Here is a 23,604-nt window from a genome sequence, read left to right on the forward strand (position 1 = left end):
AACTCAAAATCAATATATTTTATACAATGTAAACTCCATTACTGTCCATAAACATAAAGTAGAGTACATAAAAACAATATATATTTATTTTGAAATACTTTCTTTACAATCTTCTTCTATATTTACAGAATTCTCATCTAAATCAATATCTTCATGAACTTCTACCTCATCAAAGATATACTTTTTCCAATTTACATATATATAATATAAATTTATAACATCTTGTTCATTATAAAGTAGGATTTTTTCTATTTTTTCTTCTGGCATTCTTTTAAAATAGCTCTTGTCCTTCATTACTTTATTAAAGGTTTTAGCTAAATTGGAACCACTTATAACTTCACCTTCCCTAATAATATCAAATATTTTTTCTAAGTTTTTTAAACCTATAGAAACCTTCTTATCTTTTTCATATTCCTTTTGTATATCTATAGAATCAAATTCTTCATCAAAGTTATAATATATGCTGTTTTCTTTAAAAAGATAGTTGATAACTGTAAAATCATTATTACCTGAAAAAGTGATTATAGCTTTCTTGCCATTTTTCTTCATTTTCATAAAATATTTTTTTGCAAGATAAAGTATATTTGTTGCTTCTTCTCTATCTTCAATCATATATTGTGTAACTACAAGATTACTTGTTTTTTTATCATATTCACAAGCTCCAAATACACCAATACACTTTGGTTTTTTATAAACATAATGTTCAAGATCAAAAAATATTACCTCTTCTGGACTATATTCTTTATTAGCAGACTTCATAATAAATTCATCACTATATTCTTCTATCTTCACTTTATTTTCACGAATAATCACAGTATCACTCTTTTCTATAAGAATTGTATATCTTCAATAGCTAAGTTATATATTACATCCTTTCTTTCTACTACAACATTAACCTTTTTAATTAATTCCCTGTCTTTTAAAACTTTTTGCAAGAGTTCCTTTGTTGGGTTCATGCAATAAGGATGTTTTACGTTTTTAAACATTGTATAATCCCCCGCTGTATCTCCATAGGCATAGCTTTTTTCTAAATCTATGTCATACTTCTTCACGAATTCTCCAATTGCTTTAGCCTTGCTTTTACTATCCCACATTGGAATCACATCACCAGTATAAGTTCCATAATCATCTGTTGTATATTTTGCACCTATATAATCTGTAAATCCATATTTTTTAGCCATTTCACTAACAAGTTCTGAAGGTGAACCTGATATTATTACTAATTTATGATTATTAGTTTGATGCCATTTTATTCTATCTCTCGTAAAAGTATAGACTCTATCACCTTTTTGTTGTACTACCTTTTGAGCTATATATTCCATTTGATGCTTTTTCAGTCCCTTAATAGATTCTATATATATATCTATCATCTTTAATAAATAATTATCATAATCGCCTTGTCTCTTATCCCATTTCATAAAATAGGGTCTTACATCATTATACCATCTTTCTGATCCTATAATTTCATATTTGACCATTTTTTTAAATACTTCTGTTATTAATCCTTCTCTATATAAAGTTCCATCCAAATCAAAAAACGCACCTATATTTGACATTTTCTCACATCCTTTAATTATGTATATAAATAAAATAATTCTTCGTAATCATTTTATTTATAATATTCTATTCCATGAAAGTAGAAATTTCCTCTATATTCTTTCTAACTTTCTTTCTTACCTCATTGGTTTCTGGATATCCTACAGCAACCACTAGCCTAATCCTTTTAATCTTACTTATATTTAAAAGTTTCTTAAGTTCTTTTTCATCAAACCAACCTAAGATACAAGTTCCTAAATCTTGTTCTGTTGCTTCTAAACATAAATGCTCTGTCGCAATTCCAAGATCAATGGATCTATAATCCTGCTGTTTCATCAAAGCACCTGCACGAGACGTAAGATTTCCACTTTCTTCTACCACAACTATAAAAGCTTGACACTCGTTGGTAAACTTATTCATAATTTTATCTTGAGTACACAAAGCAACCTTTTGTGCTAATTCTTTATTGTTAATAACTATAAAGTGCCAAGGCTGGCTATTGCATGCAGATGGTGCAAGCCTTGCGGCTTCAATACACTTAATTAATTTTTCTTTCTCAACTGGTTTATCTAAATATTTTCTACAGCTTTGACGCTTACTTAATAAATCAAAAAAATCCTTCATGAATATTTATTTACCTCCAATTAAATACCTAGTAATTTTTATCCTCTTAAATAATTCATATAATGCAAAGGTTGCAACAACTGAACTTGCTAAAATAATTAAAATTGATACATGTATTGGTAATTTATAATATTTAAGCAAATAGTATGAAATAACAACAACTATAGGCTGATGTAATATATATATTGGAAAGCATGCTTTATTTAAATATGTAAGCACCTTTCCTCCTTTAGTTAAATATTTTCTACCATATCCTATTATGGCTGTAATGATAGTTATCATAATACAATTTCTCATTATGGACAAAATAATCTCTAAACCTTTATTTTGTTCTGAAGTGTAATGATGTATAATCAAAAAAATATATAATGTAAATAAAATTAAAGCTATCATTAAACTTTTCATTTTATTTTTATCAATATATTCTAAATATTCTTCATCTCCATATGCAATATAACCCATTAAAAACACTATTAAAAATATTAATATATTTTTTTCTGCAATAGCAAGAGGAGTCATATCTGCTATTAATAATATCATCGTAGAAAAAATTAAAGAATACCTACTAGTCATCTTATCTTTAAACTTTAACAGAAACTTTTTCATAGCTTCTCTCTTAAAACTTCTAATAATAAAAATACTTATTATTGAAATAATAAATAAATATAAAATGAACCATAAATGAGCTGGCCCTAATCCTCCATCATAGGGTATGCTAGAAATAGTTGTCCAGAAGTGCTTATATTGCTGAAAAAAAGTTCCTACTTCCTTTCCTCTGCTTACACGTGCAAAATATCCCTGTGGTGGAACTAAAATCAACATTCCTAGTATAAATGGCACCAAAAGTCTTTCTACTCTTTCTAGTATATATTTTTTTTCACTTCTTGTATCTAAAGAAAATCTTGTAGATGCTCCAGCTAAAAAGAATAATACAGGCATATGCCATGGAATGCAGAAAATAAATATTATTGTTGCCGCCCAGCTTTTACTATAATACCAAATATACCAAGGTTCATAATATGTAAATACTGATGCAGTATGAAACACAAACAATAATAATACACCAATATTCCTAATCCAATCAATTTCATTTCTTCTCATTGTTCCTCCATACCATCCACTGATAATCACATTTTCATTTTCCCAAATCTCCTTTTAGGCAATTAATTTGCCTTGCTCATTTCTACTAATCATTTTCATCAAGATTTTCTCGTTTTACAAGCTTAGGATTACTTTCCTTAAACCTGCCCAAAAACTTTTCGTAATATATTCTAATAGTTGCTATTGTAGGAGATCCTAATAACATTCCAACAGGTCCTAGGAAACCGCCACCAATTGCTACCCCTAAAATAATGCCAAAGGGACTTACCCCTACTTTCTTTCCAATAAGCTTAGGGTCTAAATACCAAGCATCGAATAGATGGATTGACAGCAACACTAAAAACACTATTAATGCTTTCATTGGTGAAACAAAAACTGCTACTAAAGCACCAACTAGTTCCCCAATAAATGGTCCAAAATAAGGTATCATATTGGTTACTCCACTAATTAAAGCAATTAATGGCGCATACGGTTCTCCAACAATTATCATTGCAAAAAGAACTATTATTCCAATTATTGCAGAATCAATTGCTTTAATTCCAATATATACACCTATCATCTTATGATAAGTTCTTATTAGATTTATTAATTTAGTTCCGTTTTCCTCCTTAAGTATCATAAAGGTAACAGTTCTAGCACTTCTAACAAATTTTTCTTTATCTGCTAAAACGTAAATTGAAATCAAAAATCCTAAAATTACATTTAATAAATTTGATGTAAATGATAATAAATACATGGCAAGATTTTGTAACAAATCTATTGTAACGCTACCTACTTGACTCGATATTTCCTGAAATTTGCTCAAAAGCCCAGCTTGTATTATTAGCCCTTTTAATCTTTCATTTTGCAAAATAGCATTTATCCATTTTTGAACTATTTCAACATAAGTTGGCATCTCATTAGTTATATTTAATATACTATCAATGATGCTTGGTATAGTAAAAAACAATACTATAAATATTAATGCAATTATTATTGAATATGTAACTGTTATTGCAATTGGTTTTTTCAGTTTCAAACGACTTTCAAAAAAACTTACTATTGGATTTAATATATAAGCGCAAATTAAAGCATATATAAATGGAGTCATAATTGATATTATCTTTTTTACAATATCAAAAAAATATTCATAATTATCAATAAGCTTATAACCAATCACTCCTATTAAAGCAAATATTAATATATCCCTATATTTAATATTTCTATTTATAAACAATCTATACCAAATCCTTTCTTCCTATTTATCAAACGAACAAATCACTTAGAAAATAATAATTTAGCATATAGTTTATTTGTGCTATACCAAGTTATAATATATTATCCACTTCAAAATATACATACTAATATTTAATGATTTATCATTTTATTGTGAATATAATTATATCATATATTTATTTCCTAATATTGATTCTTTTAAAATATTCTAAAAGAATCCTTCAATAAAATTCAGCTTGTATGAAAAGTTATTTAATTATTGTACTCTTTAAACAAAAATATACTTCATTCATAATGACATTTATTTTTTAACGTCTATTATAAATGAAGTATATTAAATTCATAATTTAGTGTTTAGTAGCCTTTTTATTTATAAGTGAATTCTGTTATATGCTACATTTTTTCTACTACATCAATTCCAAGTAGCTCTAATCCATTTTTGATCACTTGTAAACTTGCTTTTACTAAATTTAGTCTAGTAGCTTTTAAATCTTCATCTTCTAAATTTAGCACTGAATGAGCATTATAGAATTTATTAAATCCTTTTGCAACTTCAATTACATATCTTGTTAAGATTGATGGTTCTAATTTATCTAATGCTAAAGTTATTATGTTATTAAAGTTAGCTATACTCTTAACTAATTCAAATTCTTCTTTTGAAGCTAATCTGCTATAATCAACAGTTCCATTACAATCCATTCCTTTATTCAATATACTGTTTCCTCTAGCATATGAATATTGTACATATGGTCCTGTTTCTCCATCAAAGGATAAGATTTCCTTCCAGTCAAAGACAATATCTTTTTCTCTAGAGTTTTTAAGGTAAGTGAACACTACTGCTCCAATACCTATTTTCTTTGCAACTTCTTCCTTATTTTCAAGTTCAGGATTCTTTTCATTTATAACTTCCATAGTTTTTTCAACTGCTTCTCTAAATAAATCATCAAGTAAAATGACAGTACCTTCTCTAGTTGAAAGCTTTCTATCTGCAAATTTAACTAATCCAAAACCTACGTGAACACAATCTTTTGACCATTCATGACCTGCAAGCTCTAAAACCTTAAATACTTGTTTAAAATGTAAAGCTTGAGGAGTTCCAACTACATAAACACATTTATGGAAGTCGTATGTTTTTTTTCTGTACATAGCTGCTGCTAAATCTCTTGTTGCATATATAGATGCTCCATCCCCCTTAAGAACTATACACGGAGGCATATTATATTCTTCAAGCATTACAACTTGAGCTCCGTTACTTTCTACTAGAAGTCCTTTTTCTTTTAATTCATTAACAACAACATCCATCTTGTCATTGTAAAAAGCTTCTCCAGCTAAGGAATCAAATTTAACACCTAAAAGATCATAAACTCTTTCAAATTCCTTTAAACTTAAATTTCTAAATCTAGTCCAAAGCGCTGTAGCTCTTTCATCACCAGTTTCTAATGCTTTGAAATTAGCTCTTGCTTCATCTTCTAAACTCGGATCATTTTTTGCTTCCTCATGGAATTTAACGTATATTCTAAGTAATTCATCAATAGGGGCTTTTTCTAAAGCTTCTTCATCTATCCATCTGTCATATGCTGATATAAGCTTACCAAATTGAGTTCCCCAGTCTCCTAAGTGATTTAATCCAACTGTATTATAACCTTCTTTTTTAAACATCTTATATAAAGCATTTCCTATAGCAGTTGTAAACAAATGCCCAATGTGGAATGGTTTTGCTATATTAGGTGATGAATATTCAACACATACAGTTTTACCTTCCCCAACATTTGAAGCTCCATAATTATCTCCAGCTTCTAAAACACTCTTAATTGTATTTTCAGCAAACACACCTTTATCAACAAAGAAATTTAAGTATGGTCCAAGATTTTCAATCCTTTCAAATCCATCTGTAGACATATTGCTTTTTAATTCTTCAGCTATCATATTTGGTGCTTTTCTCATAGTTTTTGATAATTGAAAACATGGGAATGCATAATCCCCCATTTCTGGCTTTGGCGGTATTTCAATTAACCCTTCTATAGTTTCTACATCTAATTCCACATGAGCTTTAATAAGTTCTGCTACTTTGTTTTTATAATTCATAAATATCCTCCTCATTTTTGTATAATATCTTCTAGTAATAAGTTCTATTCAAAATTTATAACTTAACTAAAATAAAAAATCGCCTCTTTTAAACAAAGAGACGAATTATCCGCGGTACCACTCTAATTGTATTTTATATAAATAAAATACCCCTTAACTTTTAACGCAACTTTACTTGCGATCCTCCTTACTTATAAGTCTTCATAGTTAATCTCCGTAAACATTAGCTAACTATCTTAATTTCAGGGGACTTCTCCAAGGCTCTCTTCATCATAATTTATCCACAAGGCTTACACCATCCCCTGCTCGCTAAAGGAATCAATTAAATTACTTTCCTTATCACTGAATTTTTTCAATATTAATGATAATAAATTATACAAATTCTATGAAATTTTGTCAACTTATTTTTAATCTTTCAAGTATAAAATTCCATCTTATACTTCCATTGGATAATAAATACTACTTTTATTTGCATTTCTATTTAAATAATTAATTAAAAAAGGTATAATTTTCTTATGTTTAAATGCTATTAATGGTATTTAAACATGTTAATTTATATGAATATAAAACAAAAAATCATTAATGAGGAGTTTTAAAATGAATAAAACAGGTGTTATTTATATTGGTGCTAATTCAGTTAAATTTACCTTAATGAATGTTCTTGATTCTGGCTACTACAAGATCATTGATGAAGCCAGCAGTGATATAAAGCTTGCACAAGACTTAATTCATAGTGATGAAATATCTGAGAAAAAAATTAAAGAAACCTTATCAAATTTTCGTTCCTTTAAATCATTATGCAAAATTTCTGGTGTTGAAGATATAATTGCAGTTGGTACTAGCACCTTAAATAAGGCTAATAACTATGAATATTTCCTTCACTTAATAAAAGAAGAGTTTGATATAGATGTAACTTTATTATCAGATGAAGATGAAATTAATTGCACATATTTAGGTGTAACAAAAAGTATTCCTACTTTAAATGCTTTAATAATAGATATTTGCGGTGCTTGTACTCATTTAACTTCAGTAATAAACGGACAAATTAATAATAGTATTACTATTCCTTTTGGAAGTCTAAGTCATACTTATAAATACAATTTAAACGATAGAATTCTTTATGAAGATTTAAAAAATTCGATTTCTGTTGTGCAGGATTCACTTGATAATATTGAATGGCTCAATAAAAATCAATATGATTCAATAATATGTGTTGGCGGAACCGCAAGAGCTGTATGCAAAATTGATAGAGCTAAAAAAAGATATCCTTTTGGTATACTTCATAATTACACATTAACAACTCAAGACGTACATCAAATTTATAATTCTTTAAAGTGCAACGATTACAATCAAAGATTACAAGTCCCTGGCTTATCTTCTGAAAAAGCTGATTTAATTATGGGAGGCCTAACCATCTTTGATACAATACTAAAAAACGTTAATTGTGAAGATATAATAATTTCTGGTAGAGGTCTTAGAGAAGGGTTTATATTTTCTTATATAGAAGATAATTATGGTCCTATTAAAAGCATATTAGATTACAACTTAGATGGTATAATTGATTATCTCCACATTAATAAAGAGCGTGCTTATCGTTTATACAATTTAACTTATAAACTTTTTGATGAATTAAAATCACTACATAGACTTGGTAATTCATACGACAATACTTTAAAGACAGCTGCATTATTAAATGATTCTGGTATATCTATTGATTATTATCATCATAATATACATTCTTTTTATGTAATACTTCACTCAAATATTAATGGACTTTCCCATAAAGAATTGGTAATAAGTGCAGCAATTGCAGCTACTCATAAAAATAAAACAGCAGTATCTCTACCACCTTTTTTCTCTATAATAAGCAAGCTTGACCTTAAAGCAATTGAAGCTATTGGAGTTCTTTTATCAATTTCTGAAACACTTGATAAAACACTTGAAAATCCAATTGAATCAATAAATGTGGATTTTACTGAAGATTTTGTGTTAATAACAGTATCTTGTGATGCAGATATATGCTTCGAAATCAAACAAGCTCTTAAGATGAAGGATAGGTTTAAGGAAATATATCATAGAGAACTTAAAATTGAACAAATTTAATATTATACATAAAACTTCAAAAGACGTATATCTTATTTTTATAGATATACGCCTTATTGTAATTTAATTTTAAAATAAATTAACAACTTGAGATGCAAGATTTAATAATCCTCTTAGTATAAAATTTGCAGGTATTTGGATTATTCTTCCACCAACAAATATTAAGCCTATCATTATAAGCATTTGATATTGATAAAATTTTTCTTCATATCTATGGAAAAAATTTGGTTTTAAATCTCTTAAGAGGCTAAACCCATCAAGACCTGGTATAGGAATCAAATTAAATAAACCTATATTTACATTTACGACAATAGCAAAAAATATCATTGAATATAAAACTTTTGATAGCACCTCTGGTAAAACTCCCTGAGCATATTTAGCAAAAAAGCCTAATATTATAGCCATTATTATAGCAACCAAAAAATTAGCAATTGGTCCTGCAAGACTAACTTTTAAATCATCTTTATAATAATTTTTATATGCAGAAGGATTAGTTTGTACTGGTTTTGCCCAGCCAAATCTAAATAATAACACTGCAACAAATCCTATTGGATCAATATGTGAAATTGGATTTAATGTTAATCTTCCTTGAAATCTCGGTGTTTTATCTCCTAATCTATCTGCAACCAATGCATGGGCATATTCATGAAAAGTAAATGCAAGAAGCATTCCTGGAATTATTAATATTATCTCAAGTAATGTATCGCGTATTGAATTCATATTATCCTCCTTTTTTATGTGTATGTTTTGTATTATATCATATTTGTAAGCTGTCATGCATACTTTTATATTAAAATTTTAATATACCAAATTGTTAATTTGTCGTTAATAATGCATAATTAAATTTAATTTTTCTTCCTTCTTAATTGTTTATCTTATTGCTATTTCTTATCTAAAAAAATAAGAAGTATTCAACCAGATTTGAAGATTGAATACTTCTCATTTTATTTATTTTTCTTTTAAGCTTTTATAAATCAATTTTCCCTCTGAATCCTTTAATGCAATAAAATCTTCTTTAATTTGAACTAGTTTACCTTCGTATGCAAGTTCTTTACCAGTAGTTAAGTTTTTTACACTACCTTTAAGATTATCGTTGATTAATATTTCACTTGCATTGCTGAAATATAAATTATCAACATTTACAACAGAATCAAGATTTACCTTTTTCCAGCTAGCAGTATCCTCATCAACCTTACCATAAGTTACACTTGAAATTTTATCTCCATTAAGTTCCCCCATATATATAATGTCATTCTTATCAATTCCAAGAAGCGTTAATTTCTTATTAGAATTGAATGCAAGAGACTTGTTAGGATTGGTTACATAAAATTTTCCATTTATCTTATCTTCGTATATTAATCTATCTGCATGAGGAATAACCTGAATATTTCCTAAAATTAAAGTTTTTAGCTGAACTTCTTTCATATCATTATTTCTGTCTATTCTATAAACCATATTCTTTGAACCACCAGTATCTATATCAACATAGAATACTCCTGTTAAAGTAGATGCTGTTATTTTCTTAACTTTTATATTATCTTTGTAATTACATATTTCTTTAACAACATTTTCTGATGCATTTTTAGGGTCATATGTTGCAAGTACAATTTTATTTTTCCCATCTTTTTTAACTTTTTCAGCTATTACCAATACATCTCTATCCTGAAGCCAATCATAATAAAGAATAGTTCCTTCATTATCCATAACAACTTCTTTACTTGTTCCAGTTTTCGCTTCCTGCAAGAATAAAGCATCATTTTCTTTGTAGCTTAAATATTTTCCGTTATATGATATATTTACATCTTTAGCAGTATTGGAAATAGTTGCCTTAATATCCTTAGTTGTTTCCTTTTTAACTTGCATGTCTTCGCTTTTAAACTCTGATGTTTGTTTAAATACAATATTAGTTAAAGCATATAAAACACCAATTTGCAGTATTATAGATAACATTGCCCATGCAATTATCTTTTTAAACATCTTCATAATCTGACCTCACCTTCTGTTTATTTAACAATAATTGCTGTTGCAATAGTTCTTTCTCCCATACTATTGGATGGTTTATTAATAATATCGCCTTCATAATACATAGTAGTTGATTTTCCGCCATCTAAATTAATTGCATTAAGAGCTCCCAATTGATACATGATTTCTTGTACTTCTTTCACTGTTGCTCCTAAACTTGTTATATCTCTTCCATCTATGACTAACAAGATTATTGCTCCATCTTTTCTTTGTCCTATTGCAGTTTTAGGTGCTATACCAAATCCACCATCTCCGCTTATTTGTGTCTTATTTCCACTTATAATCAATGCTGGATAAAAACTTACTGCCTCTTGAACTCCTTTTTCCTTAAGATCAGCTACAGAATAATTTCCTACAACCATAATACCATCTTTAGTGATTCCAAGAGAAGTTGTTTTTCCTCCACCTAAGTCATCATATACAACTTTACCTTCATTCATAATAACTCCAGTTGGTAAGCCTCCATTTCCAGTCCATTCAGCTGAAGATGATTGATCTACGAATCCTCCTCCGTTGATAGCTGCAACTGCACCATTTTTTTCGGCTATTTGAGATGTAGTTTCTCCTTCAACCTTTAATTTAGAAGTATAACCAATTTTAACTCTTGTTGGATCTTTAATTACCATATAATATCCATTATATTTAGAATTACCATCTATTCTCTTTATTTCTATAGTATTATCTTTAATCTTTGGAACAACAATTTGTGATAAATCTGTTGTTTCATTGCTTGTTTCAACTGTATTTTGTCCTTGAATCTTTGCTATTTTTTCATCAGACAAGAACCATTTAGCCAAATATTGATGGCTTGCTGAAGTCATTGCTGCTCCAACATATGTAGCTTTTGCCTCTTCAAAAGGTCCATATAACAGTATGAACGGAAACGTACACGCTGTGAATACAAATTCAAAAACTAAGAAGGCCAAAATTGTTTTAAAAGAAATTTTTCTTGATTTTTTCTTAGCTTTTTTAACTTTTGTTCTATTTTTTTGATTAATATTTTTACTATTCTTATTTTCTTTCATTTCTTTATCCTCTCCGGAATGTCTTAAATCGACTTGTGTTTTGGTTACACCAAATTTTATTATATAACATTTTTTTTCAAAACGCTAGAATAATTTAAATTAACTTAAGATTTGATTATTTACATTTTTTTACACCATGTTATTTAAAATTAGGAAATCTCTTCTGCCTGATTAACTGCTAATTTACATTGCCATTTTATTATTTTTAGACATATAAACTAATTATTATTCAATTAGTTTTACATATTATTCCTTAAGGCTTATTATTTTTAATATATTTTAAAATACTACTTATGATATAATACACTTTGATGATATTAAAGTAAGTTCTGAAAATAAACTTAAAATATAATACATATATTTTAGAAAAATATTTAATTATACAATTTGTTATTATAGAAGGGATATTTTTATGGAAGATAAAATATTAACAGAATTAAAAAATGCTGACGATTATATTTCTGGAGAAGCCTTGAGTTCAATCTTAAATGTTTCAAGAGCAGCCATATGGAAACATATAAAAAACTTAAAAGCAAAAGGCCACATAATAGAAGGAGTTTCAAACAAAGGTTATAAATTAATTTCTTCTCCTGATTTAATAGACAAAAATGAACTTTCATCATTGCTAAAAACCTCTATAATAGGTAGAAATATAATATATTTTGATGATATAGATTCTACAAACATAAAAGGAAAAGAGCTTGCTCAAAATGGTATTGAAGATGGAAGCTTGATAATTTCTGAAAAACAAACACTTGGAACTGGTCGATTTAATAGAAAGTGGGTTTCTCCCAAAGGTGGACTTTGGTTTTCTTTAGTTTTAAGACCAAATCTCCCTCCAACAGAAGCACCTAAAATCACTCAAATTGCAGCCGCTTCAGTATATAAAACCTTAAGGGAGTTTAATATAGAAACCACAATTAAATGGCCTAATGATATACATATAAATGATAAAAAACTTTGCGGTATCTTAGCTGAAATGAAATGCGACATGGATCAAGTTCACCATTTGATTTTAGGTATAGGCATAAATGTTAATATTGATGAAACAGATTTTGATGAGAACATAAAAACTATTGCTACTTCACTGAAAATACAATTTAACAAGCAATTTAATAGAAATGAAATACTTTCAAAGTTTTTAAGTCACTTTGAAACTTTATACAATAGTTTCTTAACAGATCTTGACTTGTCTGAAACTATTTCAATCTGTAGAAAACACTCTAACCTCTTTGGAAAAAAGGCCAAACTTATCACTTATAATAAAGAAGAAATTGTTACCTGTATTTCTTTATCTGATGCAGGAGACCTTATTGTTAAAGATAGCTTCGGAAATGAAAAAGCTGTTTTAACTGGTGAAATAAGTTTCAATGGTGTTAATAACTGATTGACAACCAGAAGCATAAAAAGGTGTTATCTAAAAGCTTAAAAACAGCTTTTAGATAACACCTTTAATTATTTTTATAATAATGTAATTCCATTTTCTTCACAAATCTTTGTATTTTTATCATCCCATACTGAGGATTGAACTTCTCCAATATGCGCTTTTCTCAAGAAATACATACAAATTCTTGATTGACCTATTCCTCCACCAATAGTATAAGGAAGTTCGCCATTTAATAACATCTTGTGGAAGGTGAAGCTTCTTCTATCATCACAGCCCGCAATAGTTAATTGCTTATCTAACGCTTCTTCATCGACTCTAACACCCATAGAAGATACTTCAAATGCTCTTTCTAAAAGTGGATAATAGAATATTATATCTCCATTTAATGACCAATCATCGTAATCTGGAGAACGTCCATCATGCTTTTCGCCTGATTTTAAAGCGCCTCCAATTTGCATTATAAATACTGCACCTTTTTCTTTTGCTATAATATCTTCTCTTTCCTTTGGAGTCTTATCTGGATATTTATCCTCTAACTCTTGTGTTGTTACAAAGAAGATTTCGTCTGGCAAGAATTTCTCTTCTTTAATTAATTCATTACATGCAAAAGCTTCCGTTTCTTTAAACGCTTCATATATCTTTGTCACAGTATTCTTTAGTGTTTCTATATTTCTTTCATTTTTATCAATTATTTTTTCCCAATCCCATTGATCTACATATATGGAATGGAGATTATCTAATTCTTCATCCCTTCTTATAGCATTCATATCAGTATATAGTCCATCACCATGCCTAAAACCATATCTGTAAAGACTATATCTCTTCCATTTAGCTAATGAATGCACTATTTGCACATCTTTCTTTGCTTCTAACAAATCGAAACTAACAGGTCTTTCCACTCCATTTAAATTATCATTAATTCCTGTATCTGGTTCAACAAATAATGGTGCCGAAACTCTAGTTAAATTTAATTTTTCAGCTAAAACTCTCTCAAAAAAGTCTTTGATTTTTTTTATATGAATTTCTGTTTCAATTAATGAATATTTTCCTTTGTAATGCTTTGGAATAATTACACCTTGAATATCCATAAGTGCCCCCTTAAATTTATATAATAAATAAGTTTATTATATAAATTATTTTTTCTTTTGTCTATTTATATGAAAAAAATTTTTCATATATTTATTTGTTTATAACCTTTTGAATATGCTCTTTTAACACACTTGCAGATTCTTGTAATTTTCTTAATTCTTCTTCATCTTTTAATTCTGGATTAACTATTCTTACAACACCTGTGCTGTTAATAATCGTCGGAACTGCCAAATAAACATCATTAATTCCATATTGGCCTTCCATCAGGCAAGATACTGTTAAAATAGTATTTTCATCTCTTAATATAGCTTCTACTATTCTAGTAACTGCTAATGCTACTGCAAAATAAGTTGCATTTTTTCTGCTGATTATTTCATATGCAGCATTTTTAACATCACTTTCTATTACAGCTTTAACTTCCTCATCCCACTCTAAATTAAACTTCTTAGCATATTCTTCAAAGCTTTCTCCTGCAATACTTGCATTGCTCCAGCTTACAACTTCACTATCTCCATGCTCTCCTAATACATATGCATGAATATTATTGTTATTTACATTAAGATATTTACCAATAACATATTTTAATCTTGAAGTATCTAAAACTGTTCCAGATGCAATAACTCTTTCCTTAGGAAATCCTGATAACTTATAAGTTATATATGCTAAAATATCACATGGATTTGATACAACTAGCAAAATTGCATTTGGACTTGCAGCTGCAATTTGTGGTACAAAACCCTTAAATATATTATAATTTTTTTCAATTAAATCTAACCTAGTTTCTCCTTCCTTTTGAGCTGCTCCTGCTGTAATAATGACAATATCTGAATCTTTAGTTTCTTCTATATTCCCAGCATATATAGTAACTGGTTTTACAAAAGAAGTACCATGAACTAAATCCATTACTTCGCCCATTGCTTTATCCATATTTATATCAAATAAGCATATTTCAGTTGCCACACCACTATTCATTAATGCATATGCAGTTGTTGCACCTACAAAGCCAGCACCTATTATAGATATTTTACGCTTTCTTTCCATCATTTTTTATTCCTCCTCTATTTCACATTACAATTATTCTTACCAAATGTTAAATCTATTATTAATTGTTAAATTTTTATCACACCTTAATTATACTCTATTTTTTATTTCATGTAAATATTATTAATTAATAATTGTTATTAATAATTATTAATTTGAAATTTTCATCAAATACTATATAATTAGATTTAGCTACATACTCGTCATTTCTCATAATATTTAAATATATTAAAAGCTAGGCTTTTATGTTTATATACAAATTGGAGGTACACTTAATGAAATTATTATTTTTTGATACAGAAACTACTAGCATAAAACCAGGAAGCATATGTCAATTAAGTTATATAACCGTCGATGCTAGTGTAAAACCTCAAATAACAACAGGTAAAAACTTTTTCTTTACTGTTGATGAAATGGACCCTTCTGCAGAAGAAATCCATGGTTTTTCTTTAGAAAAATTATATGAATTATCTAAAGGACAATATTTTGAAGACTTAGTCACTGATTTCTTTGATGACTTTGTTAATGCTGATTTTATAATTGGACATAATGTTAACTTTGATGTTAGATTTTTAAAGCATGAATTATTATCTTTAGGAGAAGACTTCAATCCTAAAAATGTTTTTTGTACAATGGCGTATTACAGAGATATTTGCAAAATAAAAAAAGCTAATGGAGAAATCAAAAATCCTAAGTTATCTGAAGTAATTGATTGGCTTAACATTTCTACTGAAAAAATAGCTGAAACATCAGAAAAACTATTTGAAGGCAGCGGAGATTATCATGATGCAAGATTTGATACAGCTGCAACCTATTTAACAGTTATTGAAGGCTTAAAAAAGGGGTATTTTCCTAAAGGATATTTTTCAAACATACTTAATTCTAAAAAATAAATTTTTATATATAGTTACACCCCAAAGAAATCAAGCATATAATATACTATGATTGAAAATTTTACAAATTAAAGTTTCATATGAATCTTTAACTTGTAATTTTCTTTCTTATTTTTTAAATGGGGTGGTAACATGAAAAAATATATTTGTGAGGTTTGTGGATATATTTATGATCCTGAAGTTGGAGATGCTGACGGAGGCATTGCCCCTGGGGTAGATTTTGATGATCTCCCAGATTATTGGGTTTGCCCTATATGCTCTTTTAATAAGGATAATTTTTCAATTGAAGAATAGTTGTACTTATAAATAATGAAATTATCTCCTTATTCAATTTTCAAATGAATAAGGAGATAATTTTTAGATATATTTTTTAATATTATTGTTCTTCTATATCTCCAAATATTTCTTTTTGATACTTCTTAGCAAGTTCTTTATCCATTGGTTCTACACCTTCGAGTGGATAATTAATGCCTAAAACTCTATATTTATTTGCTCCTAGAACATGATATGGTAGGAGTTCTACTTTTTCTACATTGGGGATTGTATCAACAAATTCCTTAAGTTTTTTCAAATGTTCTTCTCCATCAGTTAAGCCTGGTACTACAACATGTCTTATCCATATTTTAGTATTATTTTTCTTCATTGCTTCTAAAAATCTTAAGGATTCGTCAATTTCCATTGCTGTAATATTTTTATAGCCTTCTTTAGTAAAATGTTTTACATCAAACAATACTAAATCTGTATATTTCAATATTTCATCATAATTACCAAAACCATATCCTGCAGTATCAAGACAAGTGTGTATTCCCTTGTTTTTACATAATTTCAATGTTTCTAGAAGAAATTCTGGCTGCCTTAATGGGTCCCCACCTGAAAACGTTACTCCACCACCACTGCTAGCAAAATAAGTTTTAAATCTTTCTATCTTCTTAACCAATTCTTCTGGTGTATATTCTTCTCCTCCATTAGGACTCCAGGTATCTGGATTATGACAATACTTACATCTTAATGCACAACCTTGAAGAAATACCACCACTCTTATTCCAGGTCCATCTACAAGCCCCATAGTTTCAATTGAATGAACTCTACCTTTTACCATATAATCAACCACCTTTGATTCATTTAACAGTTACGAATTAACAAATGAATATAATTTTCTTTTTTATTATTCTACATTCTAATCTTTGAAATATAAACAGACGGAACCTTAGATTTGTAAGTAAATTTTACTATTTATCCAAGGTTCCGTCTATAATTTTATTATCCTAATAATCCAATATTTAATTAAATACTTTCATGGAAAGTTCTGCTTATAACTTCTAATTGTTGTTCTTTAGATAATCTGCTGAAGTTAACTGCATATCCTGAAACTCTAATTGTTAATGTTGGATATTTATCTGGATTTTCCATTGCATCAATTAATGTTTGTCTGTTAAGAACATTAACATTTAAGTGATGAGCACCTTGAACAAAATATCCGTCTAAAATCGCAACTAAGTTAGTGATTTTTTGGTTTTCATCTTTTCCTAGCGCATCTGGAACAATTGAGAATGTGTTAGAAACACCATCTTGGCATATTCCGTTGTAAGGAATCTTAGCTACTGAGTTAAGTGATGCTAATGCTCCATTTACATCTCTACCATGCATTGGGTTAGCCCCTGGTGCTAATGGTTCACCTTTCTTTCTTCCATCTGGAGTTGTTCCTGTCTTCTTACCATACATAACATTAGATGTAATTGTAAGTGCTGATAATGTATGAACAGCATCTCTGTATAATGGATGTTTCTTAAGTTCTCCAGAGAATTTAGTTACTAATTCTACACCTAAATCATCTGCTCTATCATCATCATTTCCGTATTTAGGGAAGTCACCCTCTACTTCAAAATCTATTGCAATTCCTTCTTCATTTCTGATTGGTCTAACTTTAGCAAATTTAATAGCTGATAATGAATCTATAGCTACTGAAAGTCCAGCAATACCAAATGCCATTAATCTTTCTACTTTTGTATCATGAAGTGCCATTTGACTTGCTTCATAAGCATATTTGTCATGCATGCAGTGAATTATATTCATTGTATCTACATAGATTTTAGCAACATATTCTAGAACTTTATCATAGTTTGCTTTAACTTTCTTGTAATCAAGAACTTCCTCATCTGTAAGTTTTGGAATTCCTGGTACTACTTTTATACCTTTTAATTCATCAACTCCACCATTTATAGCATATAAAAGTGATTTAGCAATATTAGCTCTAGCTCCAAAGAATTGCATTTGTTTTCCAACCTTCATAGCAGATACACAACAAGCTATTGCATAATCATCACCATAAATAGGTCTCATAACTTCATCACTTTCATATTGAATTGAATCTGTCTTAATTGATATATCTGCACAGTATTTCTTAAAGTTTTCTGGTAATTTATCTGACCATAAAACTGTTAAGTTAGGTTCTGCTGATGTTCCTAAATTTATTAATGTGTGAAGATATCTATAAGAATTCTTTGTAACAAGAGGCTTACCATTGATGCTCATACCACCAATTGATTCTGTTACCCAAGTTGGGTCTCCACCAAATAATTCATTATATTCTGGAGTTCTTAAATGTCTAACTAATCTTAATTTGATTATTAATTGATCTACAATTTCTTGAGCTTCTTTTTCAGTAATTAATCCTGCTTCTAAATCTCTTTCAATATAAATATCTAAGAATGTAGAAGTTCTTCCGAATGAAGTTGCTGCTCCATTATTTTCTTTAATTCCTGCTAAATAAGCAAAGTATAAATGTTGCGCTGCTTCTTTTGCATTTTCTGCTGGGTTAGATATGTCAATTCCATATTTTGCTGCCATTGACTTAACTTCACCTAAAGCTCTAATTTGCATAGAAACTTCTTCTCTTTTTCTTATCAATTCATCAAGCATATCTCCTTGAAGATTATCAAGATCTTTTTTCTTTTCTGCTATTAAGTAGTCAATACCATAAAGAGCAACTCTTCTATAGTCACCTATTATTCTTCCTCTTCCATAAGCATCTGGAAGACCTGTTAAAAGTCCAGCACTTCTAGCTGCTCTAATTTCCTTTGTATAAGCATCGAATACACCTTCATTGTGAGTTTTTCTATATTTAGAAAAATAATTTTCAATATTTTCATCTAATTTATATCCATATTCCTCTAATGAACTTTGAACCATTCTCATTCCACCAAATGGATTTACAATTCTCTTTAGTGGTGCATCTGTTTGAAGTCCAACTATAACTTCATTATCTTTGTCTATATAACCAGCGTCATAATTATCAATTCCAGATACTCTATCTGTAGCAACATCAATGATGCCCTTTTTAACTTCTTCAACTATTAATTCATATGCTTTCTTCCATACTTTATCTGTCTTCTCAGATTTACTTTCCAAAAAGCTTGAATCACCTTCATATAACTTGTAATTTTTTTGTATAAAGTTTCTTACGTCTATGCTATCCTGCCAAGTACCTTCTTTAAAACCTTCCCATTGTTTAAACATTTGTTATCCTCCTTAATACTTAACGATAGAATTTATTGTTATTTTTTTATCAATAATTCATACCTTTATTGTATACTTTAATTTCATTTTTGTCAATGATATCTTTTCTCATTTAAAATTATTTATCACTTTTTCCAAGTTCTTCCTCCTTTTAATTAATTTAACAAATAAAAAAGCCGACTTTCTGGGCTTTTTTGCCCAGACGGTCGGCTTTTTATAGTCATACTTCATGTGGTTTATCTCCACTTCCGTCAGTCATATGACTAATCTCTTATTTCATCCTACTATCTCATAATAAATTTGTCAACACTAACTTAGATATCAATAATATAATCTTATTTAGAATTTTATTGATATTAATCATTATTTTATTTCATATACCCACCCTTCATAGGAGAAACTGCATTATCAGAAAAGATTTTTAGTACACCAGATTCATATTTCTATATATAATTTCTACTTTTGTAATTTGAAAATATATTTTATTATAGAAGTTTCTCTCCATTAGTTGCAATTACTTCTTTATACCATTTAAAACTCTTTTTCTTACTTCTTTTTAAGGTTCCATTTCCTTCATTGTCTTTATCTACATATATAAACCCATAACGCTTTTTCATTTCACCTGTAGAAGCACTTACTAGATCTATACATCCCCAAGGAGTATATCCCATAACTTCAACACCATCAACATTTATTGCATCTCTCATTGCTTTAATATGCTCTCTTAAATATTCAATACGATAATCATCTTCTATATTCCCATTTTCATCAGGTGTATCTACTGCACCTAGCCCATTTTCAACTATAAATAACGGTTTTTGATAACGGTCGTATAGAGCATTTAATGTAATTCTAAGTCCTAGCGGGTCAATTTGCCATCCCCATTCACTTGCTTTTAAATAAGGATTTCTTAATGTAGGAAATACATTTCCTGAAGTTTTTGTATTTACTTCTGGATCCGCACTAGCTAACCTTGAAGCATAATAACTAAATGATACAAAATCTACAGTATTATTTTTTAAAAGTTCTTCATCACCTTGTTCAATTTTAAGGTCTATATTCATTCTCTCGAACATTTTCTTTGCATAATTAGGATATTCTCCACGAGATTGTACATCAATGAAGAAGTAATTATCTCTATCCCTAGTCATGGCTTTCCATACATCTTCTGGCGCACATGTATTTGCATAAGTACTTGCCCCTGCTAACATACATCCAATTTTAAAGTCTGGATTTATTTCACGTGCAATTTTAGTAGCTTTTGCACTTGCTACCAGTTGATGATGTGCTGCTTGATACTTTATAGCTTCTTCATTTTCTCCTTCTTCAAAAACTAAACCAGCTCCTACAAAAGGTAAATGTAATAACATATTAATTTCATTAAAAGTCAACCAATATTTTACTTTATTTTTATAGCGATTAAAAATAACTTCACATAATCTTTCATAGTAATCCACCATCTTACGGCTTCTCCACGAACCAATTGTTTCTACAAGATGCATAGGAACATCAAAATGAGTGATAGTTACTAATGGTTCAATGCCATGCTTAAGGCATTCATCAAATACATTATCATAAAACTTTAAGCCTTCTTCATTTGGCTTTGTATCATCCCCATTTGGAAAAATACGTGTCCATGATAGAGATAAACGAAAAGTCTTAAATCCCATTTCTGCAAATAATGCTATATCTTCTTTATAATTATGATAAAAATCAATTGCTTCATGGCTTGGATAATAATGCTCTTCATCACACTTCATCATTTTCATTTTTCCATGCATAACTGGAAAACGATCCTTACCTGCTGGAATCACATCAACTGTTGATAACCCTTTATTACCTTCTAAATATGCACCTTCACATTGATTAGCTGCAGTAGCTCCTCCCCAAAGAAATCCTTCTGGAAAATTTGTATTCATATTATTTTCTCCTCCCTTTATTTATAATTATTATTTCAACTATAATTTAAATCTACAAAGATAATATTTATCTTATTAAATTCATTAATTGCACTTTTTCTTTTACCTCTGAATTATCATTAATTGCAAAGTTAATTTCACTATATTCTGAGGTATTAGTTATTATTATCGGTGTAATAACATCATATCCTGCTTTTTTTATTTCTTCTAAATCAAATTCAACGAGTAAATCTCCTGCTTTTATTGAGTCTCCAGCTTTTACTTTTGCATTAAAGAATTTCCCACCTAATTTTACTGTATCTAAACCTATATGAATTAAAATTTCTGCACCTTCTTCTGAAATAATTCCTATAGCATGCTTTGTTTCAAATACTGCATTAACAGTTCCATTTACAGGAGAAATTACTCTTCCTTCTTTTGGCATAATGGCAATTCCATTTCCCATCATTCCTTCTGCAAACATTGGATCATTTACTTTAGTTAAAGAAACAACTTTACCTTCCATTGGCGAATAAATAAGACAATCTTTTACTCTATCAGCTTCATTTGCTGCTATTTCACCTAAATTTAATTGTTCTGTTTTACAATCTTCTTTGTTAGACTCTGGAATATCTTCAAAGCCAATAAAATATGTAACTATAAACGAAACAACAAAGGCTATTGCTGCACCAATACATGCAAACATAATATTTCTAAATCCATCAGTTCCAATATATCCTGGAAGTGCTAGAAGTCCTGGTGAACCTGAAGTATATCTTCCAACTCCAGTAAGACCTAAGAACAATCCTGAAATACCTCCACCAAGCATTACTCCTATTAATGGACGCTTTAATTTTAATGTAACACCATACATTGCTGGTTCAGTAATACCACAAACTGCAGTAATACCTGCTGAAGAAGCTAATTGTTTTAATTCACTGTTTTTTGTCTTTACTGCTACTGCAAGAGAAGCTCCACCTTGAGCAATATTTGAGCCTAACATCCCAGGACCAACTACTGTATCAAAACCAGCTGTTGCTAAATTGTTAATACCAATTGGAATTAATCCATAATGCATACCTGTCATTACTAGTAATGGCGAGAATGTACCTACAATAAGTGGAACTAACCATCTAGCATATGTATTTAAGAAAGCTATTGCTGCTGAAATTCCATTACCACAGATTATACCTATAGGTCCTAATACTATTAGTGTTACTAACCCAGTTACTAATAGAGTTAAAAGTGGTTTAGTAAAGAACTTAACTGGCTTAGGTGATACTTTATCTGCTATTGGTTCAACAAAGGACATAAACCAAACACCCAAAATAATTGGAATAACAGAAGATGAATAACTTGCTAAAGTAATAGGTAATCCAACAAAGTAAATTCCTTCTCCACTCTTTTTAGCTGCATTAACCATATTTATAAAGTTTGGATGTAAAATAACTGCAGCAATTGACATTGCCATATAAGCATTACACTTAAATTTCTTTGCTGCTGAATTTGCAATTAAGAATGGTAAAAAGTAAAAGGCTGCATCTGCCATAAAGTTCAAGATTGAATATACTTGACTATCAGTTCCGATTACTTTAAATGTAACTAATAAAGCCATAACAGCTTTTAGCATACCAGCACCCGTGATCGCTGGTATAATTGGTGTGAAGATACCTGCAATTGTATCAAGAACTTTTACTACAGGTCCTTTGTCATCCTTAACATCGTTTGAAGAATCATTATCAAAGCTTGCAATTTTATTAATTTCTGCATATACATTAGCAACATCGCTTCCAATTATTACTTGATATTGGCCTCCTTTATTTACAACTCCCATAACTCCTTTTGTATTTTTCAGAGTTTCAGTAGAAGCTTTATTATCATCTTTAAGATTAAATCTTAATCTTGTAGCACAATGTGTTAATCCTAAAACATTTTCCGCCCCACCGACATTTTTTATAATATCTGTGGATAATTGTTTATAATCCATAGTATTTTCCTCCTTAGATTGTTTTTCTTTATTGATATCATTTACAAATTCATTATATTGTCTTATGATTTATCTATCAATA

The 23,604-nt window shown here is 29.0% G+C and carries 19 protein-coding genes, 1 riboswitch and 1 other annotated feature; of the genes, 4 read left to right on the top strand and 15 right to left on the bottom strand.

Annotation, left to right across the window (positions count from 1 at the left end; genetic code table 11):
- Positions 1-84: 84 nt before the first annotated feature.
- The 6 genes from GXK56_RS03825 to argS form a co-directional block, all read right to left on the bottom strand.
- Positions 85-813: a ribonuclease H-like domain-containing protein gene (locus GXK56_RS03825; protein ID WP_160685262.1), complete on the bottom strand. Its 729-nt coding sequence runs from the start codon at positions 811-813 to the stop codon at positions 85-87.
- A gap of 14 nt (positions 814-827) precedes the next feature.
- On the bottom strand, positions 828-1,556 hold the full coding sequence (locus tag GXK56_RS03830) for an HAD-IB family hydrolase (RefSeq protein ID WP_160685265.1): 729 nt from the start codon (positions 1,554-1,556) through the stop codon (positions 828-830).
- A 67-nt stretch (positions 1,557-1,623) separates the two neighbouring features.
- Positions 1,624-2,160 carry a nitroreductase family protein gene (locus tag GXK56_RS03835; RefSeq protein WP_160685268.1) on the bottom strand — a complete coding sequence of 179 codons (537 nt, stop codon included), beginning with the start codon at positions 2,158-2,160 and terminating at the stop codon, positions 1,624-1,626.
- A gap of 6 nt (positions 2,161-2,166) precedes the next feature.
- The gene (locus GXK56_RS03840) at positions 2,167-3,261 is read right to left on the bottom strand and encodes an acyltransferase family protein (RefSeq protein ID WP_160685271.1); all 1,095 of its coding nucleotides are present in this window, start codon (positions 3,259-3,261) and stop codon (positions 2,167-2,169) included.
- 85 nt (positions 3,262-3,346) lie between these two features.
- Positions 3,347-4,477, bottom strand: a complete 1,131-nt coding sequence (locus tag GXK56_RS03845) for an AI-2E family transporter (RefSeq protein ID WP_160685273.1) — start codon at positions 4,475-4,477, stop codon at positions 3,347-3,349.
- Between the two features lie 392 nt (positions 4,478-4,869).
- On the bottom strand, positions 4,870-6,561 hold the full coding sequence (gene argS / locus GXK56_RS03850; RefSeq protein WP_160685276.1) for an arginine--tRNA ligase: 1,692 nt from the start codon (positions 6,559-6,561) through the stop codon (positions 4,870-4,872).
- Positions 6,562-6,654: 93 nt separating this feature from the next.
- Positions 6,655-6,913: a binding site (T-box leader), on the bottom strand.
- 245 nt (positions 6,914-7,158) lie between these two features.
- Between argS and GXK56_RS03855 the strand changes: the two genes are divergently transcribed.
- Complete coding sequence (locus GXK56_RS03855; protein ID WP_160685279.1) at positions 7,159-8,664, top strand: Ppx/GppA phosphatase family protein; 1,506 nt, start codon at positions 7,159-7,161, stop codon at positions 8,662-8,664.
- Between the two features lie 69 nt (positions 8,665-8,733).
- Here the strand turns inward: GXK56_RS03855 and GXK56_RS03860 are convergent, their stop codons facing one another.
- The 3 genes from GXK56_RS03860 to GXK56_RS03870 form a co-directional block, all read right to left on the bottom strand.
- Positions 8,734-9,384, bottom strand: coding sequence for a site-2 protease family protein (locus GXK56_RS03860; protein ID WP_160685283.1), 651 nt, complete (start codon positions 9,382-9,384; stop codon positions 8,734-8,736).
- A gap of 228 nt (positions 9,385-9,612) precedes the next feature.
- Positions 9,613-10,647 carry a dipeptidyl-peptidase IV gene (locus GXK56_RS03865; RefSeq protein WP_160685286.1) on the bottom strand — a complete coding sequence of 345 codons (1,035 nt, stop codon included), beginning with the start codon at positions 10,645-10,647 and terminating at the stop codon, positions 9,613-9,615.
- A 20-nt stretch (positions 10,648-10,667) separates the two neighbouring features.
- Positions 10,668-11,711 carry a phosphodiester glycosidase family protein gene (locus GXK56_RS03870; RefSeq protein WP_160685288.1) on the bottom strand — a complete coding sequence of 348 codons (1,044 nt, stop codon included), beginning with the start codon at positions 11,709-11,711 and terminating at the stop codon, positions 10,668-10,670.
- Between the two features lie 412 nt (positions 11,712-12,123).
- Here GXK56_RS03870 and GXK56_RS03875 point away from each other — a divergent pair, with 412 nt between their 5' ends.
- Positions 12,124-13,098, top strand: a complete 975-nt coding sequence (locus tag GXK56_RS03875; protein WP_160685291.1) for a biotin--[acetyl-CoA-carboxylase] ligase — start codon at positions 12,124-12,126, stop codon at positions 13,096-13,098.
- A 74-nt stretch (positions 13,099-13,172) separates the two neighbouring features.
- Here the strand turns inward: GXK56_RS03875 and asnA are convergent, their stop codons facing one another.
- Together asnA and GXK56_RS03885 are read right to left on the bottom strand one after the other, a co-directional pair.
- Positions 13,173-14,186, bottom strand: a complete 1,014-nt coding sequence (gene asnA / locus GXK56_RS03880; RefSeq protein WP_160685294.1) for an aspartate--ammonia ligase — start codon at positions 14,184-14,186, stop codon at positions 13,173-13,175.
- A 91-nt stretch (positions 14,187-14,277) separates the two neighbouring features.
- Entirely contained in the window at positions 14,278-15,231 is a 954-nt protein-coding gene (locus tag GXK56_RS03885) for an L-lactate dehydrogenase (RefSeq protein ID WP_160685297.1), read from the bottom strand.
- A 272-nt stretch (positions 15,232-15,503) separates the two neighbouring features.
- Between GXK56_RS03885 and GXK56_RS03890 the strand changes: the two genes are divergently transcribed.
- On the top strand, positions 15,504-16,121 hold the full coding sequence (locus tag GXK56_RS03890) for a 3'-5' exonuclease (protein ID WP_160685300.1): 618 nt from the start codon (positions 15,504-15,506) through the stop codon (positions 16,119-16,121).
- Positions 16,122-16,253: 132 nt separating this feature from the next.
- On the top strand, positions 16,254-16,415 hold the full coding sequence (locus tag GXK56_RS03895; RefSeq protein ID WP_160685303.1) for a rubredoxin: 162 nt from the start codon (positions 16,254-16,256) through the stop codon (positions 16,413-16,415).
- An 82-nt stretch (positions 16,416-16,497) separates the two neighbouring features.
- On the opposite strand, the gene pflA is transcribed toward GXK56_RS03895, so the two are convergent.
- From pflA to GXK56_RS03915, 4 genes are all read right to left on the bottom strand, one after another.
- Positions 16,498-17,220: a pyruvate formate-lyase-activating protein gene (pflA, locus tag GXK56_RS03900; RefSeq protein ID WP_160685306.1), complete on the bottom strand. Its 723-nt coding sequence runs from the start codon at positions 17,218-17,220 to the stop codon at positions 16,498-16,500.
- A gap of 185 nt (positions 17,221-17,405) precedes the next feature.
- The gene (pflB, locus tag GXK56_RS03905) at positions 17,406-19,637 is read right to left on the bottom strand and encodes a formate C-acetyltransferase (protein WP_160685309.1); all 2,232 of its coding nucleotides are present in this window, start codon (positions 19,635-19,637) and stop codon (positions 17,406-17,408) included.
- A 189-nt stretch (positions 19,638-19,826) separates the two neighbouring features.
- A riboswitch (ZMP/ZTP riboswitch) is annotated at positions 19,827-19,906 on the bottom strand.
- Between the two features lie 216 nt (positions 19,907-20,122).
- Entirely contained in the window at positions 20,123-21,556 is a 1,434-nt protein-coding gene (locus GXK56_RS03910) for a 6-phospho-beta-glucosidase (RefSeq protein ID WP_160685311.1), read from the bottom strand.
- A 67-nt stretch (positions 21,557-21,623) separates the two neighbouring features.
- The gene (locus GXK56_RS03915; protein WP_160685314.1) at positions 21,624-23,522 is read right to left on the bottom strand and encodes a beta-glucoside-specific PTS transporter subunit IIABC; all 1,899 of its coding nucleotides are present in this window, start codon (positions 23,520-23,522) and stop codon (positions 21,624-21,626) included.
- Positions 23,523-23,604: the final 82 nt, after the last annotated feature.

It is taken from the genome of Clostridium sp. C2-6-12 (assembly GCF_009928485.1).
In the GTDB taxonomy this organism is placed as follows: Bacteria; Bacillota; Clostridia; order Clostridiales; family Clostridiaceae; genus Clostridium.

Excerpts from the sequence above, each read along its gene's own strand:
- GXK56_RS03830 (WP_160685265.1), bottom strand. The coding sequence starts at position 1,556 with ATGTCAAATATAGGTGCGTTTTTTGATTTGGATGGAACTTTATATAGA.
- GXK56_RS03835 (WP_160685268.1), bottom strand. The coding sequence starts at position 2,160 with ATGAAGGATTTTTTTGATTTATTAAGTAAGCGTCAAAGCTGTAGAAAA.
- GXK56_RS03840 (WP_160685271.1), bottom strand. The coding sequence starts at position 3,261 with ATGAGAAGAAATGAAATTGATTGGATTAGGAATATTGGTGTATTATTA.
- argS (WP_160685276.1), bottom strand. The coding sequence starts at position 6,561 with ATGAATTATAAAAACAAAGTAGCAGAACTTATTAAAGCTCATGTGGAA.
- GXK56_RS03855 (WP_160685279.1), top strand. The coding sequence starts at position 7,159 with ATGAATAAAACAGGTGTTATTTATATTGGTGCTAATTCAGTTAAATTT.
- GXK56_RS03860 (WP_160685283.1), bottom strand. The coding sequence starts at position 9,384 with ATGAATTCAATACGCGATACATTACTTGAGATAATATTAATAATTCCA.
- GXK56_RS03865 (WP_160685286.1), bottom strand. The coding sequence starts at position 10,647 with ATGAAGATGTTTAAAAAGATAATTGCATGGGCAATGTTATCTATAATA.
- GXK56_RS03870 (WP_160685288.1), bottom strand. The coding sequence starts at position 11,711 with ATGAAAGAAAATAAGAATAGTAAAAATATTAATCAAAAAAATAGAACA.
- GXK56_RS03875 (WP_160685291.1), top strand. The coding sequence starts at position 12,124 with ATGGAAGATAAAATATTAACAGAATTAAAAAATGCTGACGATTATATT.
- asnA (WP_160685294.1), bottom strand. The coding sequence starts at position 14,186 with ATGGATATTCAAGGTGTAATTATTCCAAAGCATTACAAAGGAAAATAT.
- GXK56_RS03885 (WP_160685297.1), bottom strand. The coding sequence starts at position 15,231 with ATGATGGAAAGAAAGCGTAAAATATCTATAATAGGTGCTGGCTTTGTA.
- GXK56_RS03890 (WP_160685300.1), top strand. The coding sequence starts at position 15,504 with ATGAAATTATTATTTTTTGATACAGAAACTACTAGCATAAAACCAGGA.
- GXK56_RS03895 (WP_160685303.1), top strand. The coding sequence starts at position 16,254 with ATGAAAAAATATATTTGTGAGGTTTGTGGATATATTTATGATCCTGAA.
- pflA (WP_160685306.1), bottom strand. The coding sequence starts at position 17,220 with ATGGTAAAAGGTAGAGTTCATTCAATTGAAACTATGGGGCTTGTAGAT.
- pflB (WP_160685309.1), bottom strand. The coding sequence starts at position 19,637 with ATGTTTAAACAATGGGAAGGTTTTAAAGAAGGTACTTGGCAGGATAGC.
- GXK56_RS03910 (WP_160685311.1), bottom strand. The coding sequence starts at position 21,556 with ATGAATACAAATTTTCCAGAAGGATTTCTTTGGGGAGGAGCTACTGCA.
- GXK56_RS03915 (WP_160685314.1), bottom strand. The coding sequence starts at position 23,522 with ATGGATTATAAACAATTATCCACAGATATTATAAAAAATGTCGGTGGG.